Below are 17,305 nucleotides of genomic sequence, written 5' to 3'. Positions count from 1 at the left end.
ACAATATTAAGAATCATTTAACTTCCAATTAAAATTTAAAGGTTTTATTTCTATATTTTTGTTGCTTTAAAAATAAAAAGAATGCAAAATAAGAGTCTGTTCCTATTGCTTTTAGTGCTGGTAATAGGATTTAAGCCAGTTGAGGTAAATGCCCAGAGAAAATCTAAAAAAAACAGGGTGGAAACCATGGTCAAAGCCGAGAATGTCACTGATCGGAATATTGCAACCACTCCTAAATTGGTAGTGGGCATTGTGGTAGATCAAATGCGGTATGATTATTTAACCCGTTTTTGGAACCAATTTGGAGATGGAGGATTTAAGCGTTTGGTAAATGATGGATTTAATTGCAAAAACAATCATTTTAATTATGCTCCAACAGTTACTGGTGCCGGTCACGCCTCGGTTTACACCGGAACAACACCATCTGTACATGGTATAATTGCAAATGATTGGTATGATAAATATGCGGATGAAAGTGTTTATTGCGCTGGGGATCCTAATTATAACTCTGTAGGGACGTCTTCCGATGCCGGAAAAATGTCCCCACATAGGATGCAGACGACGACCATCACGGACCAAGTTAGGTTGCACACCCAAATGCGTGGTAAGGTAATCGCCGTTGCCATTAAAGATAGAGGTGCCGTTCTGCCTGGAGGGCATACTGCCAATGCCGCATATTGGTTTGATGGCGGGTCCGCAGGTAATTGGATTACGAGCTCTTATTATATGGACAAATTGCCTAATTGGGTAAGTGAATTTAATGCACAAAAAAGTGTGGACAAATACAAAAAACCATGGACAACCCTTAAAGACATCAATAGCTATTTGGAAAGTGGTGAGGATAACAATAGTTACGAAGGGCTCTTTGAAGGTCAGGCCACACCTACCTTTCCCCATGATTTGGTGAGCCTGTGGGATAATAATGGCAAATATAGTATCTTGAAAAGTACACCTTATGGAAATAGCCTAACCACTGATTTTGCTTTGGAGGCAGTGGAAAAAGAGTCGCTTGGAACTGACAATAATACCGATTTTTTGGCAATTAGCTTTTCAAGTACGGATTATGTGGGACATAAATGGGGGGTAAATTCGAAGGAGGTAGAGGATACTTACCTGCGTTTGGACCAAGATTTAAAACGTCTTTTTGAGACCCTGGACAAGAAAGTGGGAACAGGGGAATATACCGTTTTCCTAACCGCAGATCATGCGGCTATTAATGTTCCGGCCTATCTAAGGGATCAGAAACTGCCAGCTAGCGTAGTGGAGTCAAAAAAATTGGATGACCGACTTACTGAATATTTGAAATATACCTATGGAACAACGGATATTGTGAAGAAGACTTCCAATAATCAGTTGTTTTTGGATTATAGGGTGATCAAGAGTTTGGATTTGGACATTGCAGATGTTGAGGAAGAGATGGCTTTGGAATTAATTCAATATGATGGTGTCCATAAGGTGTTTACCGCCAATCAGATGTGGCAGAATCAATATACCAGTGGTGTTCCTTATATAGTTCAAAACGGATTTAATCAAAAACGTTCAGGGGATGTGTTGATAGTATTCGATCCAGGAAGTGGAAAATATGGGGATACGGGGTCTACACATGGATCGCCATGGAACTATGATACCCATGCACCCTTGCTATTTTATGGTAAAGGCATTAAGAAGGGCAGCACGGTAAATAGGACAGAAATTCCGGACATAGCTCCCACAATAGCTGCCTTGATGGGAATGAACGCACCATCAGGAACCAGTGGAGAGCCAATTGAGGAGGTAATGGAATAACAGTAAATTTATATAAATTCAATAAAAGCCAAATTTTTCTTACTGGAAGAGTTTGGCTTTTATTTTTCTCCATCGCAGCTGCCGAATAAACTTGCCTTCCTCGGCGCTTACCAGAAAATCTGTTTTTTCTTTCCGGGCCAAAAAATACCCTTGAAGATTGTCTGCAAATGCGCTCGGTTTTTTTTGTTTCAAAGCCATTTTTATAGAAGCTATCAGGGTAATAAGTAGACCGTACCTCATACTGTACATGGCCTTCCCTTGTAGTAGTTTGGCCTTTTTGTTATAAGCATTTCCCAAGGGCCGTAAGTGTTTAACGTGCAAGTTGCTATCGGTATAGATGTTAAAACCGTTGTACTGGGCAAGTAGCTCGTCCACGGTATCCCACCCCATGGCAGTTTTGAGTCCGCCAATAGCATTAAAACATCTCTTGTTGTAAGCTTTAAAGGCACCACGTACGTGGTCTTTGTCCATAGGGTGATTTAATCTCCATTCACCGTTTATGTCCTGTTCATATGCAAATCCACCTGCCATTCCAATTTTAGCGTCTGTTGTAAAAATGTTGGCTATTCTTTCGAAATAAGAATTGGGAAGAATTATATCGGCATCCAACTTCACAATAAAGTCATATTCGTCATCCAATTGTTCCAAACCTTTATTAAAGGCATTGATAACCTTACTACCTGGCAAATGGGATGAAGAAGATTTTACATTTATTTTTGAGATAAAATTATGTTTGGCAGTGAAATTATCTATTATTTGCTCTGTGCTGTCCGATGAATTATCATTTACCACAACAACTCTTTTTGGGGGCATGGTTTGTGCAACCACAGAATTCAAGGTATCCGTTAAGAATTGACCTTCGTTATGTGCTGGAATGATGATATAGTAGTTCACCTATAAAATTTTATTTGCTTCGGGTATCGGACCGGTCTGCTTTAAGTTTGTTTTAGTAAACATATAAATATTTCAATAAGTATTCCCAATTTGGGTTTGGGGTATATTTATTTGAAGGTTTTACTTTCTAATCTTTGACGGGTCGGATTCAAGGCTATTTTTTCTTTCTGCATAAACTATATAATATCTAGGGGTAAAACTCCGGAGTAATGGTCTTATCCCAATTTTTTTTACTGGGTTCGTCCATTTTGCCCGATCTTTAATTTCCCACCCCGCCTTTTCCAGTAACCAATCGAACTGCCAGTCTTCAAATTCGTGATAATGCCTATCCCAAGGATCGGTCTTGCTCTTGTAGGCCGATGAAAACCATAATCTTAGTGGGATACTGGCCACTAATTTATCGGTTTTAATTTGGCTTAGAATATTGAATGGGGCCAAAAGATGTTCAAAGATTTCAAAGGCAGTGGCAACTTCGGCCTTGGTGGACAAGGCAGCTGAAAAATCGAGGTCCAAATCCTCACCCCTTGTGTTTTCTACCTGGTAACCATTTTCTTTCATAATCCTGGAAAAGGGATTCTCTACCCCAAGATCTAAAATGGGTTGGTCGGTAGATATGTGTTTCTGTAGGAATTCCAGGGTATGTTTAAAACGTTTGTTCGGGAAGGTTTTTTCGTACATCGGCAGTGATCTGGTTTGTTTTTAACATGTATATTTCGGTTCAACAGGCAGCGGACCTTATAAACGAAAACAAGTATATTTGAAAAAGTGTTAAGAAGTCCAAGGATTATACTCTATAGACAATGGCGTTTATGTTCATACCTGCACCAACACTCGCAAATATAACAACATCTCCCTTTTTTATCGATTGATTTTCCATTTTTCCATTTTTCACCATATCGAACAGGGTGGGTATGGTAGCTACGGAACTATTACCTAATTTTTCAATGCTCATGGGCATAATTCCATCTGGCATTTCCATATTGAAAAGTTTGTAAAAACGTTTTATTATGGCTTCATCCATTTTTTCATTGGCTTGGTGAATGAATATTTTTTTTACTTCATTGATAGGCACCCCGCTTTTATCCAAACTATCTTTCATAGCCTGAGGAACATGGGTTACCGCAAATTCATATATCTTTCTACCATACATCTTTATATATCGTGTGTCTTCTTTTGAAGTTTTGGAGTAGGACTCACCAAAAAAGAGAAAAAAGGCTTCTTCATTGGCATAAGTTGCGCTGTTGTGCGCTAGGATTTCGCCAGCATTTTCCTTGGCTTCAACAATGGTGGCCCCGGCACCATCAGAATAGATCATGGAATCCCGATCATGCTTGTCCACGACCCTTGACAAAGCTTCTGCGCCGATTACAAGACATTTTTTGGCAATGCCACTTTTGATAAATGCATTTGCTTGGATTACACCTTCTATCCAACCTGGACAACCAAATAAGAGGTCATAGGCAACACATTTGGGATTCTTAATCTGCAGTTGATGTTTTACCCTTGTGGCCAAACTGGGAAGTGCATCCCCTTGTGATCGGCCAAAGGTCACATCTCCAAAATTATGGGCAAAAATTATGTAGTCCAATTCCTCTTTGTCAATTTTTGCATCGGCAATTGCCTTTTCTGCGGCAAAAAATGCCAATTGGGAAGTGTTCATGTTATCCTCGGCATAGCGCCTTTCGCTAATTCCGGTAATCCCTTGGAATTTTTGAATGATCACATCATTCGGATGTTTAAAAGGGGTCCCGTCCGCATTTAAAAATTTGTGATTTTTGAAATCTGAATTCTTTGTTACGATAGTTGGAAGGTAAGAACCAGTGCCAGTAATGCCAATGTTCATAATAATGTGCAATTTTAATAATATAAATATAAACTAATTGGACCGGGGTAATTTGTGTCCCTGGTATTTGATATGATGTTCAAGATAATTCCACTTTTGCAAATGTCAAAAAAAAAGCCTTTCGCAATTGAGTGAAAGGCTTTAAAAGGCTCTATTTTATTGAGTTTTTTAGGCTTCTGCGTACGCTTCTATGGGCGCGCAGGTGCAAATTAAATTACGGTCTCCATATGTATCGTCCACACGTCTTACGCTAGGCCAAAACTTGTTTTCCAAAATGTAGGGCAATGGAAAGGCAGCCTGTTGCCTGGAGTATGGATATTCCCATTTGTCAGTGGTAATCATTTCCAAGGTATGGGGTGCATTCTTCAGGGCATTGTTGTTGTCCTCAGCGGATGCGGCATCAATCTCTTCACGAATAGATAGCATGGCACCACAGAACCGGTCCAGTTCGGCCAAGCCTTCGCTCTCCGTAGGCTCTATCATAAGTGTTCCTGCCACTGGGAAAGAAACCGTAGGGGCATGGAATCCATAATCCATTAATCTTTTGGCGATATCGGTAACTTCTATGCCATTTTCTTTAAAGGGCCTACAGTCTATAATCATTTCGTGGGCAGCTCTTCCTTTTTCCCCTGTATAAAGTACCTCGAACTTTCCACTGAGCTTATTCTTAATGTAATTGGCATTTAGGATTGCGGTCTTGGTAGATTGGGTCAATCCACTTTCCCCCAACATTTTTATATATCCATAAGAAATTAGACAGACCAATGAACTTCCCCACGGTGCTGCCGATATGGCTGTAATAGCCTTGTCTCCCCCCGTTTTAATCACGGGGTTTCCTGGTAAAAATGGCACCAATTGTTCCGCTACGCATATGGGGCCAACCCCAGGGCCGCCTCCACCGTGTGGGATAGCAAATGTTTTATGCAAGTTTAAATGGCATACATCGGCCCCAATGGTGGCGGGATTGGTCAATCCTACCTGTGCGTTCATGTTTGCACCGTCCATATAGACTTGACCTCCATTGTCATGGATCAATTTTGTAATTTCCTTTATGGAAGATTCGAATACACCATGGGTAGATGGGTAGGTTACCATTAAGGCGGATAAATTGTCCTTGTGCAATTCGGCCTTTTCAGCTAGGTCGGCCACATCTATGTTACCGTTCCCGTCTGTTTTTGTAACTACTACCTTCATGCCCGCCATTACTGCAGAAGCAGGGTTGGTACCGTGTGCCGAGGCAGGTATTAAGCAGATATTTCTGTGGCCTTCACCTCTGGATTCGTGATATGCCCTTATGACCATTAGGCCGGCAAATTCTCCTTGTGCTCCAGAATTTGGCTGTAAAGAAGTACCTGCAAATCCAGTAATGATATTAAGGTCTTTTTCCAATTCCTTAAGGATGATCTGATACCCTTCGGCTTGTTCAACGGGAACAAAGGGATGGATGTTTCCCCAACGCGCCAAGCTCAACGGAAGCATTTCCGAGGCCGCGTTCAATTTCATGGTACAGGATCCCAAGGAAATCATGGAGTGGTTCAACGCCAAATCCTTTCGTTCCAGTTTTTTGATATACCGCATCAATTCGGTTTCCGAGTGATAGGTATTGAATACGCTATTTTCTAAAAACGTTGAGGTGCGCCCAAATTTGTTCTCAAGGAGGGAATGGGGCAAGAGGCCATTGATTGCAATGGGTTGCTTCCCAAGGGCTTCCGCGAAAATAGTGACTATTAATTGTAGATCCTTAATGGAAGTGGCTTCGTTCAACGCAATGGATATGGTATCTGCATCAACATATAGGAAATTAACCCCGAGTTTTTCAGCTATAGGTCTCACTTTGGAGGAATTGGCCTTTATGCTAATGGTGTCAAAATATGTAGTATTGGTTTGGTACAGCCCCAGTTTTTCAAGGCTATCCACTAGGGTTACGGCTGTGGAATGAACTTTGTTTGCAATGTACTTCAGTCCTTTTGGACCGTGATAAACGGCGTACATTCCAGCCATTACTGCCAACAGTACCTGAGCTGTACAGATGTTGGAGGTAGCTTTATCCCGTTTTATATGCTGTTCCCTTGTCTGAAGCGCCATCCTCAACGCCGGTTTGCCATCGGTGTCCTTGGTAACTCCGATAATTCTGCCTGGGATATTTCTTTTGTACTCTTCCTTTGTTGCAAAAAAGGCGGCATGGGGGCCTCCATAGCCTAATGGAATTCCAAAACGTTGAGTGGTTCCAACCACTACATCGGCTCCAAATTCACCAGGAGGGGTCAATATTGCCAAACTTAAAATATCGGCTGCAACGGCAACTTTTATATTTTTTGCTGCCGCTTTGGCCACGAATGGGGCATAATCATATACCTGGCCGTGTTTTCCCGGATACTGCAGCAGGGCACCGAAATAATCATCGTGAAATTCGAAGTTTTCGTGGTTGCCTACAATTAGTTCTATTTTTAGGGGAGTTGACCTTGTCTTTAAAAGTGATAAGGTTTGTGGTAATATCTCTTCGGAAACGAAGAATTTTAAAACGTTATTTTTCTTTTGATCCCTACTGCGCACATCAAAGAGCATGGTCATGGCTTCTGCGGCGGCAGTACTCTCGTCCAAAAGGGAGGCATTGGCCAATTCCATTCCGGTAAGTTCCGCTATTACGGTCTGGAAATTCAATAAGGCCTCCAAGCGCCCCTGGGCAATTTCAGCTTGGTAAGGGGTATAGGCCGTGTACCATCCGGCATTTTCCAAAATATTTCTTTTTATCACTGAAGGAGTTATGCTTTCATGATACCCCAAACCGATATAGGATTTAAAAACTTTATTCTTCTCGGATAAATTTTGGATATGGGACAAATACTCGTGCTCACTCATGGGCGTCTCCAAGGCCAAGGGTTTTGCTAAACGAATATCGTTAGGAATGGTTTCATTTATCAACTGGTCCACTGAGTTGACATTGATTGTTTTAAGCATCTGTGGAAGGTCTTCTTCTCTAATGCCAATATGGCGCAAGGCAAATACGTCTGTCCTCATAAATTCAAGCTATTTTAATCTAAAATAAAGGTCAGCAAAAATACTCATTATTTATGTTTATTTTGCAGCTTTTACCTCCAACTCCTTCAAAGTTTTTAACTAAAATAAGAGGTTATGAACACTTTGGTTACTTTTGATTTATGAACTGGCGTAGCTATTTATTTCATTTTTACCTGGATGCCAGTATACATGTAGCATTATCAGTTTTTGCATTCATTGAAATCACCTGTGTATTTTTTGGGTTGTCCAGGGACAACCATATCTCGTATCTTGTATTTTTCGGAACAATTGCCTGCTACAATTTTGTGAAATATGGGGTAGAGGCCAAAAAGTATTTTCTAGTTTCCAACACCTATCATAAGAATATTCAGGTAGTCAGCTTTATGGCCGGGGCCTTTGCCGTGTATCATTCTTTGTTTGTGTCCTTTGAAACTTGGATAGGGATTGCCGTTTTGTTGGTGTTAACTAGTTTATATGCCGTTCCGTTGTTGCCCAACGCAAAAAACCTTAGGAGTTTTGGGGGACTCAAAATTTTTATTGTGGCTTTGGTATGGGGGGGTACAACGGTGGTTTTACCTGCTGTGGCTGCAGAGATGGCTTTGGATTGGGATATAATGGTGGAGTTGACTCAAAGATTTTTAATGGTACTGGTCTTAATGTTGCCATTTGAAATTAGGGATTTGGATTATGATGACCCGGAACTAAGAACCTTGCCGCAACGATTTGGGTACCCAAGAACAAAGATTTTGGGTGCCGCCGGGATGGTTGTTTTTTTTCTATTGACTTTTATGAAAGATCACCTGACACATTTGGAGGTGTTGGGTAAAGGTCTGGTATTTTTCGTTCTGGGAGGCTTACTGTTGGTCACCAAAAGAAACCAGGCCCAATTTTTTTCTTCATTCTGGGTAGAATCCGTTCCAATTTTTTGGTGGGCCTGTATTTTGGTGATGGATGCCTTTTTAAGTCCTTGATTTTAACTCCGTTTTCATCTTTTCCTTCTCTTCAATAGGAAGCGTTTTGATGTTGGCTTGGGAGCAGAGTGAGGTTAATTCGGTGTTTTTTTTGGAAAATGTTTTACAGGTCTTACAAAATAAAACATGAAGTTTGATCTTGATTTTCTCTAGGAGAGAGGCTTCCTTATACTGTATTTTAGTACAAATTATTTCAACGTCCTTGCAGCTTTTCATATCTTGAACCAATTGTTGTTTAGGCAATCCATAAGAACTGTTCTTGCTCTATGGAGGATGACCCAAAGATTAGACGGATTGATATCTAGCTCCTTACAAACCTCCTCTGTACTGAGGCCGTTTATGGTTTTTAGGGTGAATGCCAAAGCGTGTTTTTTTGGAAGCTTGGCTATACATTCCTGAATGGCCATGCCCAATTCTTCATTTTCCAATTGGCTGTTTTCCAAAAGACTCATAGGATCAGCTACTTGCTCCTCCAGGTAGTTGCTATTGGCTTCACTGTTTTGGTTTTGGGTAATGCGGATCATGGATTTCGCCTTCTTGGAATTTATTTTGCGATAATGATCAATCACCTTTCTTTTTAAAATGGAAATCAGCCATGTGCGTTCAGCAGCTTCCCCTTTAAAATTTTTGGCAGATTTTAATCCGGCAAAAAAGGTTTCCTGTACCAAGTCTTTGGCAATTTCAGAATCGTTGACCCGGCTTACCGCATAGTTAAAGAGGTAGTCGGAATAACTATCGACCCATATATCCGGATTTAAATCTTGTTTTGTCATACCTGTTTGTAGTTTCAAAAATAAGTGATTTTTCTCAAGTAGAATTCTTATTTTTGAATAAGTCTTTAAGATATGAAAGCAATATTCCTTTTTTTGGTGGTACTTGTACTGCAAACCAGTTGTTCACAGGAAAATGTGGGCAAAATGCCGATTGGCGACTTTAAGCAGGAATTACTGGATAATGCTATTTTGGTAGATGTCCGGACCCCTGAAGAATTTAATGCGGGGCACCTGGAGAATGCCAATAATATTAATTGGTTTGACCCTGATTTCACGGAACAATTTAAAACAGTGGACAAAAGTAAAACCATTTACCTCTACTGCAAGATGGGTGGGCGTAGCGCCAAGGCACAGGAAAAATTAAAATCCCTGGGTTTTACCAATGTAGTTAACTTGGAGGGGGGATATGATGCCGTTAAGGCGAACAATTGATCCTATGGCATAGGCTGGGCAGTATTCGTCATATTTCATGGACTATGCATAGGGCAGGACAATTTAATGGTTATGGTAAGATATAAGTCAAAAATTGGATGGATTCTGGTAGTGGTAATCCTGCTCTTGCTATTGGCTCCAGTTTTCCAGTTCTTGGAACACTCTTTGAGTATTGGGCCTTTCTTGTTGTTGTTACCTTCAATTTTTATTGGTTACATCTTTATGTCTACCTATTATGAAATTGGAAATGGGGCTCTAAGGGTCAGAAGTGGATTTCTGCTCAACCGTTCCATTCCAATAAGTTCTATAACAAAAATTGAGGCTACAAAAAATCCCATAAGTGCACCGGCCACTTCCTTTGACAGGCTGGAGGTGTTTTACAATAAATATGAAAGCGTCATCATTTCCCCTAAAGGGAAACGCGCATTTATAGCCCATTTAAAACAGCTAAATCCCAATATTCAGGATAATACGGGATTGTAAATTGTTTACTCTGTTTCAAGATAAAATGGAAACAGCGGGATATCCCTTTAGCGGTTTAGATTATTGCCTTAATCGAAACCTGTAATTAATTGGATGTCTCAGCCAATAGGCCTGCCCTTTTTAACAAGGCCTCTATCTTGGGTTCGCTACCTCTAAAGCGCTTATACAATTCCATGGGCTTTTCAGTTCCGCCTTTAGACAGTACATTATCCTTGAATTTAGTGGCCACCTCTTGGTTGAAAATACCTTTCTCCTTAAAGTAGGCAAAAGCATCCGCATCCAAAACCTCCGCCCACTTGTAACTGTAATATCCAGAGGAGTATCCGCCTTGAAATATATGGGAAAATGAGGTGCTCATGCAAGTTTCCGGGCTTTCTGGATACAAGTCGGTTTCTTTAAAAGCAAGCTGTTCCTGAGCCTTAACGTTGGTAATCCCTGAGGGGTCCATTCCGTGCCAGGACATATCCAATAGTCCAAAACTGATTTGTCTTATAGTGGCCATTCCTTCTTGGAAGGTGGCCGAATCTTTTATTTTCTGAACCAATTCCATTGGTATTGTTTCGCCTGTTTGGTAATGGGTGGCAAATAATTCCAATGCCTCCTTTTCATAGCACCAGTTTTCCATTATTTGGCTGGGCAATTCCACAAAATCCCAATAGACAGAAGTGCCGGACAGGCCCGGATAAACCGTATTTGCCAACATACCGTGCAGACCGTGGCCAAACTCATGGAACAAGGTGGTGACCTCATTAAAAGTAAGTAGGGAGGGCTTGCTCTCTGTAGGTTTGGTGAAATTACAGACGTTGGAAATATGCGGACGTATATTAATCCCGTTTTGGACGTACTGCGCTTTGTAAGAGGTCATCCAGGCTCCCCCGCGTTTTCCCGGTCTAGGGTGGAAGTCGGCGTAAAATAGGGACACTGGATTTTTGTCTTGATCATAAACATGATATGTCTTAACATCCGGATGGTATTTGTCAATATCAAACACCTCTTCAAATTGCAGACCAAATAGTTTTTCAGCTACCTTAAATACGCCGGCAATAACATTTTCCAGCTTAAAATAGGGTTTAAGTCTTTCGTCGTCCAAATCGAACAGTTTTTGCTTCAATTTTTCAGAATAATAGGCGCCGTCCCATTTTTCCAACCGGTCTATGTTGTCCAATTGCTTTGCGAAATTTTCCAGTTCTGCAAATTCCCTCTCAGCGGCCGGTTTTGCTTTTTCCAGCAATTCCTGAAGAAATTGGTGGACTTTTTCAGGGGTTTCTGCCATACGCTCTTCCAATACGTAGTGGGCATGTGTTTTGTATCCCAACAGCTGGGCTCTTTCGTGCCGGAGGTTGGCAATACTGATTATGTTTTTCTGATTGTCCAATTCGTCATTGTGAAAACCTTTGCTTCCAAAGGCAATGGACAGTTCTTTTCGCAATTTTCTGTTCTTGGCATATTTCATAAAAGGAATATAGCTGGGGTAATCCAAGGTGATCAACCACCCTTCCTTATTTTTAGATTTTGCCAATTGCGCAGCAGCTTCTTTTTCTCCTTCGGGCAGACCGTCCAAATCGGCCTCGGTAGTAAGGTGCATTTCGTATTTATTGGTCTCCGCCAAAACATTTTCCCCGAATTGAAGCTTTAGTTTGGACAGTTCGGCATCAATTTCCCTAAGGCGTTTCTTTTTCTCCGTAGGCAAATTGGCCCCGTTCCTACTAAAACTCTTGTATTTTTTATCGAGTAGGGTATGTTCTTCTGTAGTCAATTCCAAATCATCCCTTTGTTCGTATACCGCTTTGACCCGCTTGAATAAATCCTCGTTCAGCGTAATATCATTGCTGAATTCGGACAATAGGGGAGATACCTCCTGGGCTATTTTCTGAATTTCCGGATTGGTTTCTGCAGAATTCAAATTAAAAAAAACGCTTGATACCCTATCCAATTGTTGTCCGGCAAAATCCAAGGCGGCTATAGTATTTTTAAAAGTAGGAACCTCCTTGGAGTTTGCAATGGCATCGATTTCTGCCCTGGCATCCTCTATGGCCTTCAAAAATGCAGGCTTAAAATGTTCGTTTTTTATTTTGGAGAATGGCGCTGTATCAAATGGGGTCAATAATGGATTCATATATAGGAATTGCGTTTATTTAATGGTACAATAATTTGTAGGGACAGTTTATTTTTTAAGGTTTGCTTTTTTCATTTCCTCGGCACCATCCATTACCTTTTGCTTTAAGCCCTCTTTGTAAAAAATGATTTTGTCCAGGACACATTTGTCCGAGCTTCCTATAATCTGCGCCGCCAATATTCCGGCATTTTTTGCACCATTTAGGGCCACTGTTGCAACGGGGACGCCTCCCGGCATTTGTAGAATGGAAAGTACGGAATCCCAACCGTCTATGGAATTGCTGCTTTTTACGGGAACACCTATTACTGGTAGCGGGGACATGGAGGCTACCATTCCCGGTAAGTGAGCTGCACCTCCTGCGCCGGCAATGATTACAGAATATCCGTTTTTATGGGCATTCTTGCTAAAATCGAACAATTTTTCCGGGGTACGGTGGGCAGAGACAATATCAACATCTACCTCAATATCAAAACCTTTTAATATATCAATGGCTTCTTGCATAACGGGAAGGTCGCTGGTGCTTCCCATAACTACGGCTACTTTACTCATATCATTGAAAATTTTATTCACTAATCACTTTAATAGTATTTTTGACTTGTTCGGCTATTTTTCTAGCCTCCTTAACGTCGTTGTTCACAATAGTAACATGACCCATTTTCCTGAAAGGCCGGGTCTGTTTTTTACCATAAATATGGGGTGTAACACCATCTAGGCCCAAAATCTTCTCCATATTTTCATATACCACATTACCTGTATGGCCCTCTGCACCGACCAAATTTACCATAATACCGGCTACCTTGCTGGCCGTATTTCCTAACGGAAGGTCCAAAATGGCACGGATATGTTGCTCAAATTGGTTGGTATAACTTGCTTCAATACTGTAATGGCCACTGTTATGGGGTCTTGGAGCCACCTCGTTTACCAGAATTTTATCGTCCTGGGTCTGGAACATTTCCACGGCCAACAGCCCAACATGCTTTATTTTATGGGATAGTTGCAGTGCTATTTCCTGAGCTTTTTCCGCAACCTTGGTATCTATGCGTGCGGGACAGATAACATATTCCACCTGATTGGCCTCGGGATGGAACTCCATTTCCACCACGGGGTATGTTCTTACTTCGCCGCTGGCACTCCGAGCCACGATCACTGCAAGCTCATTTTTAAAATTCACCATTTCTTCGGTAATGCATTCCCCAGCAGGCAGGCCGTTCAGATCTTCCAGTTTGCGAACTACCTTTACCCCTTGTCCGTCATATCCAAATTGGGTTGCTTTCCAAATAAAAGGAAATTTAAGGCCGCCGTTGGCAACACTGTCTTCGATCTCACTTTTATAAGCGAAACGCTGAAAATCTGCAGTGGGAATATTATGGTCTACATAAAACAGTTTTTGTTTTGCCTTGTTCTGTATTATGCGCAGTGCACGTGTAGGCGGAAAAACCTTCAATCCTTCCTCTTCCAGTTTTTCCAAGGCATCCAGGTTTACGTTCTCGATCTCTATGGTAAGCACATCTACTTTTTTGCCAAGCGCATAAACTGCATCAAAATCCATTAAATCGCCCTTAAAAAATTCGTTGCAGGCTATTTTGGAAGGGGCTTCGTCCGATGGGTCCAATACCTTGGTATGGATGTCAAATTTTCTTGTTTCGTACAAAAGCATTTTACCTAATTGACCGCCTCCTAGTATTCCTAATTTAAATTCAGAAGAAAAATAGTTCATTGGAAAAGATTCGCTTGTATTAAAGTAGATTGTATTTTAGAAACAAAAATACAGCTAAATCTTAGAAACTAGGCCTGGACCCTTAAAAAAGAGAAATCAAAGTGCTATATTTGGCACTTGAAATTATTATAGAAACATTAGTCTTGATTAAGCTACACGACAAATATTTTAAGCCTTTTATAAGTGAAGGTGAGATTACCGCCGCGATAAAGAGAATTGCGGAACAAGTGGCTGTGGATTACAAGAAGGAAACTCCCATTTTTGTGGGCGTACTTAACGGGGCATTTATGTTCGTTTCGGATTTTCTAAAAGCTTATCCCTACCCTTGTGAGGTTTCCTTTGTGAGGTTAAGCTCCTATCAGGGCCTTACTTCTACGGGAATTGTGGAAACACTTTTGGATGTTCCGGAGAATATTGAGGGCAGAAGTGTTATTATTCTAGAAGATATTATAGATACAGGTAGGACCGTAAAAAAATTAATCGACCTATTCTCCAATACCAAGGTAAAGGAATTTAAAATTGCAACCCTGTTTTATAAATCAGAAGTGTACAACGGAGAGTACGATATAGACTATTTCGGCATGAAAATCGAAGATAAGTTTATAGTAGGATATGGATTGGATTATAATGAATTGGGAAGAAATTTAAGAGAAGTATATCAACTAAACCAAAAGCATATGATAAACCTAGTTTTGTTTGGAAAACCTGGCGCAGGAAAGGGCACACAGGCTTCATTTTTAAAGGATAAATATAATTTAAAGCATATCTCGACCGGAGATGTCTTTCGTTATAATATTAAGAATGGTACCGAACTGGGAACATTGGCAAAGTCATATATAGACAAAGGAGAATTAGTACCGGATGAGGTTACCATTAAAATGCTACAGGATGAGGTAGAGAAGAATCCCGATGCCAGTGGATTTATCTTCGACGGATTTCCTAGGACTACGGCCCAGGCCCAGGCTTTGGATGATTTCTTGGTAAGTAAGGAGATGCGGATCGATGCAACCATTGCCTTGGAAGCCAATGATGAGGTATTGATACAAAGACTATTGGAACGCGGTAAAGTTAGCGGTAGGAGCGATGACCAGGATGAAAAAATGATTCGTAACCGCTTTGATGAATATAATGAAAAAACGGCTCCATTAAAGGATTACTACGATGATCAGGGGAAATTTCACAGCGTCAACGGAATAGGTTCCATAGAGGATATTACCAGCCGCTTGGCAAAAGTAATAGAGGAATTACAGGCGGTATAAGTTTGTGGCCTTTGGGAATGTATTCCCAGTTTAGGAAAGGGAATTAATATAAATGAACCTCGCGGGATCCGGTTGTCTGCCTACCCATAAGTTCTTAATTAAATGGGGAGCTATAAGAGTTCTGTGGTTCTACTGTGATAGAACTTGCTATAATAAACTAAAAAAATGACGGAAGGGAATTTTGTGGATTATGTAAAGGTGCACCTTGAATCCGGTAACGGAGGGAAAGGCTCTGTGCATTTGCATAGGGAGAAGTTTATCACAAAAGGTGGGCCAGATGGTGGTGACGGTGGTCGTGGTGGGCATATAATTGTCCGTGGCAATAAAAATTTATGGACCCTTTTGGGCTTTAAGTTTACCCGAACCTTTAGGGCCGGGCACGGTGAGCATGGCAGTAAAAACAGAAGTAGTGGTGCGGACGGACAGGATGTGTATTTGGAAGTGCCCTTGGGCACCGTTATTAAAGACGCAGAAACACTAGAAGTCTTAATGGAAATAACCGAGGACCAGGAAGAGAAAATTCTTTTGGAAGGCGGTATGGGAGGTCGCGGCAACTGGCATTTTAGAACAGCTACCAATCAGACGCCAAGATACGCCCAACCCGGCATAAGTGGTCAGGAATTGGACCTTATCCTGGAGTTGAAAGTATTGGCAGACGTAGGCTTGGTAGGTTTTCCAAATGCGGGTAAATCTACTCTTCTTTCGGTCCTTACCTCTGCCCAGCCCAAGATAGCTGATTACGAGTTTACGACCCTTAAACCCAATTTAGGGATTGTGGAGTATAGGGATTTTAAAAGTTTTGTTGTTGCGGATATTCCCGGTATTATTGAAGGGGCGGCCGAGGGAAAAGGACTTGGGCACTATTTTTTAAGACATATAGAGCGTAATTCAACCTTGCTCTTCCTGATTCCTGCAGACAGCAAGGACATTTCCAAAGAATATGAAATACTGTTGGACGAGTTGCGCAGATATAATCCAGAACTGTTGGATAAGGACCGTTTGATAGCGATCTCCAAAACCGATATGTTGGACGAGGAGCTTATTGCAGAAATGAGAATTGAACTGGACAAGGATTTCAAGGATGTACCTTATATGTTCATATCTTCGGTAGCCCAGATTGGGCTGGTGGAACTTAAAGACAGACTGTGGGCCATGCTGAATAGATAGTCCCAATTTTCATTGGATATACAGATGCCCGTTTATGGTATTTATAATGCCTTGCGTTTTAACGAAAACTTACCCTCATAAAAAACGGCAAGAATAATTTTCACTATTTTAGAGTCTATTTAGGAAATACCAATCACAATTTCTTAAACGGGTTCTTATAAAAATTGGAATAATGAAAAGTATAATCCCATTCTTGCTCTTGCTATTTTTAGCTTCCTGCGGCGCCATTCGTGTAAATTATGATTATGATAGGGATACTGACTATTCTAAATATACTACCTATAACTACTATTCGGACATGGATACCGGTTTAAGTGAATTGGATACCCGCCGATTAGTAAGGGCTATTGATTCCACTTTACGGGCTAAGGGTCTTTTATTATCCGAAGAACCCGAATTTTTAATAAATATTTTGAGCAGCTCTTTTCAGGCGCCTAGAAATAATACGGTAGGGGTAGGTATAGGAGGTTCTGGGAGGAATGTTGGTGGAGGAATGACAATTGGAATTCCAGTGGGAGCAGCAAATGTGGAACGTGAAATTCAGTTCGATTTTGTGGATAGTGAAAAGGATGAGCTTTTTTGGCAGGCCGTAACAGTAAGCAGCCTTAGGGAAAATAGTTCTCCAAGTGTAAGGGAGGCAAAAATTCAGGAATTGGTGACCAAAACTTTTGAAAAATACCCCCCTAAGAGTAGAAAGTAACCCGTACTTCCCAAGGTAAGGGTAGAGGCGAAATAGCTATAATAAAAATAGGAAGAGGTCGTCTAAAAACTAATTAGGCGACCTTTTATTTTTCGGTTTTTCTGATATTATTTTGAACTTGCCTTGTTGATCAGGTAATTTTAGAGG

At 41.0% G+C, this 17,305-nt stretch carries 15 protein-coding genes; 7 read left to right on the top strand and 8 right to left on the bottom strand.

Annotated elements, in window-relative coordinates; all coding sequences use genetic code 11:
- Positions 1–81 precede the first annotated feature (81 nt).
- Positions 82–1,785: an alkaline phosphatase PafA gene (gene pafA, locus C7972_RS19710; RefSeq protein ID WP_110357891.1), complete on the top strand. Its 1,704-nt coding sequence runs from the start codon at positions 82–84 to the stop codon at positions 1,783–1,785.
- Positions 1,786–1,824: 39 nt separating this feature from the next.
- Here pafA and C7972_RS19705 read toward each other — a convergent pair whose 3' ends face one another.
- From C7972_RS19705 to gcvP, 4 genes are all read right to left on the bottom strand, one after another.
- Entirely contained in the window at positions 1,825–2,679 is an 855-nt protein-coding gene (locus C7972_RS19705; protein WP_110357890.1) for a glycosyltransferase family 2 protein, read from the bottom strand.
- A gap of 120 nt (positions 2,680–2,799) precedes the next feature.
- Positions 2,800–3,357: a methyltransferase gene (locus C7972_RS19700; protein ID WP_110357889.1), complete on the bottom strand. Its 558-nt coding sequence runs from the start codon at positions 3,355–3,357 to the stop codon at positions 2,800–2,802.
- 106 nt (positions 3,358–3,463) lie between these two features.
- Positions 3,464–4,522 (bottom strand): 3-oxoacyl-ACP synthase III family protein, encoded by a 1,059-nt coding sequence (locus tag C7972_RS19695; RefSeq protein ID WP_110357888.1) that lies wholly within the window; start codon positions 4,520–4,522, stop codon positions 3,464–3,466.
- Positions 4,523–4,690: 168 nt separating this feature from the next.
- Positions 4,691–7,540: an aminomethyl-transferring glycine dehydrogenase gene (gcvP, locus tag C7972_RS19690; protein WP_110357887.1), complete on the bottom strand. Its 2,850-nt coding sequence runs from the start codon at positions 7,538–7,540 to the stop codon at positions 4,691–4,693.
- Between the two features lie 140 nt (positions 7,541–7,680).
- Here gcvP and C7972_RS19685 point away from each other — a divergent pair, with 140 nt between their 5' ends.
- Complete coding sequence (locus C7972_RS19685) at positions 7,681–8,511, top strand: hypothetical protein (RefSeq protein WP_110357886.1); 831 nt, start codon at positions 7,681–7,683, stop codon at positions 8,509–8,511.
- A gap of 212 nt (positions 8,512–8,723) precedes the next feature.
- On the opposite strand, the gene C7972_RS19675 is transcribed toward C7972_RS19685, so the two are convergent.
- Positions 8,724–9,284 carry a sigma-70 family RNA polymerase sigma factor gene (locus C7972_RS19675; protein WP_110357884.1) on the bottom strand — a complete coding sequence of 187 codons (561 nt, stop codon included), beginning with the start codon at positions 9,282–9,284 and terminating at the stop codon, positions 8,724–8,726.
- A gap of 72 nt (positions 9,285–9,356) precedes the next feature.
- Between C7972_RS19675 and C7972_RS19670 the strand changes: the two genes are divergently transcribed.
- Complete coding sequence (locus tag C7972_RS19670) at positions 9,357–9,716, top strand: rhodanese-like domain-containing protein (RefSeq protein WP_258364905.1); 360 nt, start codon at positions 9,357–9,359, stop codon at positions 9,714–9,716.
- 72 nt (positions 9,717–9,788) lie between these two features.
- Positions 9,789–10,199 (top strand): PH domain-containing protein, encoded by a 411-nt coding sequence (locus C7972_RS19665; RefSeq protein WP_181422942.1) that lies wholly within the window; start codon positions 9,789–9,791, stop codon positions 10,197–10,199.
- Between the two features lie 85 nt (positions 10,200–10,284).
- Here C7972_RS19665 and C7972_RS19660 read toward each other — a convergent pair whose 3' ends face one another.
- The 3 genes from C7972_RS19660 to C7972_RS19650 are packed head-to-tail and all read right to left on the bottom strand — an operon-like array spanning position 10,285 to position 14,032.
- The gene (locus C7972_RS19660) at positions 10,285–12,315 is read right to left on the bottom strand and encodes a M3 family metallopeptidase (RefSeq protein WP_110357882.1); all 2,031 of its coding nucleotides are present in this window, start codon (positions 12,313–12,315) and stop codon (positions 10,285–10,287) included.
- A gap of 48 nt (positions 12,316–12,363) precedes the next feature.
- Positions 12,364–12,864 (bottom strand): 5-(carboxyamino)imidazole ribonucleotide mutase, encoded by a 501-nt coding sequence (purE, locus tag C7972_RS19655; protein WP_110357881.1) that lies wholly within the window; start codon positions 12,862–12,864, stop codon positions 12,364–12,366.
- 13 nt (positions 12,865–12,877) lie between these two features.
- Entirely contained in the window at positions 12,878–14,032 is a 1,155-nt protein-coding gene (locus C7972_RS19650) for a 5-(carboxyamino)imidazole ribonucleotide synthase (protein WP_110357880.1), read from the bottom strand.
- A gap of 143 nt (positions 14,033–14,175) precedes the next feature.
- Between C7972_RS19650 and C7972_RS19645 the strand changes: the two genes are divergently transcribed.
- From C7972_RS19645 to C7972_RS19635, 3 genes are all read left to right on the top strand, one after another.
- On the top strand, positions 14,176–15,291 hold the full coding sequence (locus tag C7972_RS19645) for an adenylate kinase (protein ID WP_110357938.1): 1,116 nt from the start codon (positions 14,176–14,178) through the stop codon (positions 15,289–15,291).
- A 165-nt stretch (positions 15,292–15,456) separates the two neighbouring features.
- The gene (gene obgE, locus C7972_RS19640) at positions 15,457–16,458 is read left to right on the top strand and encodes a GTPase ObgE (RefSeq protein WP_110357879.1); all 1,002 of its coding nucleotides are present in this window, start codon (positions 15,457–15,459) and stop codon (positions 16,456–16,458) included.
- A 172-nt stretch (positions 16,459–16,630) separates the two neighbouring features.
- Positions 16,631–17,158: a DUF4136 domain-containing protein gene (locus C7972_RS19635; protein WP_110357878.1), complete on the top strand. Its 528-nt coding sequence runs from the start codon at positions 16,631–16,633 to the stop codon at positions 17,156–17,158.
- The last annotated feature ends 147 nt before the right edge of the window (positions 17,159–17,305 follow it).

Origin of the sequence: Arenibacter sp. ARW7G5Y1 (assembly GCF_003201775.1) — a bacterium.
Taxonomy (GTDB): Bacteria; Bacteroidota; Bacteroidia; order Flavobacteriales; family Flavobacteriaceae; genus Arenibacter.
The sequence above is the reverse complement of the archived record's forward strand: the minus strand, read 5'-3'. Positions and strand labels throughout refer to the sequence as shown.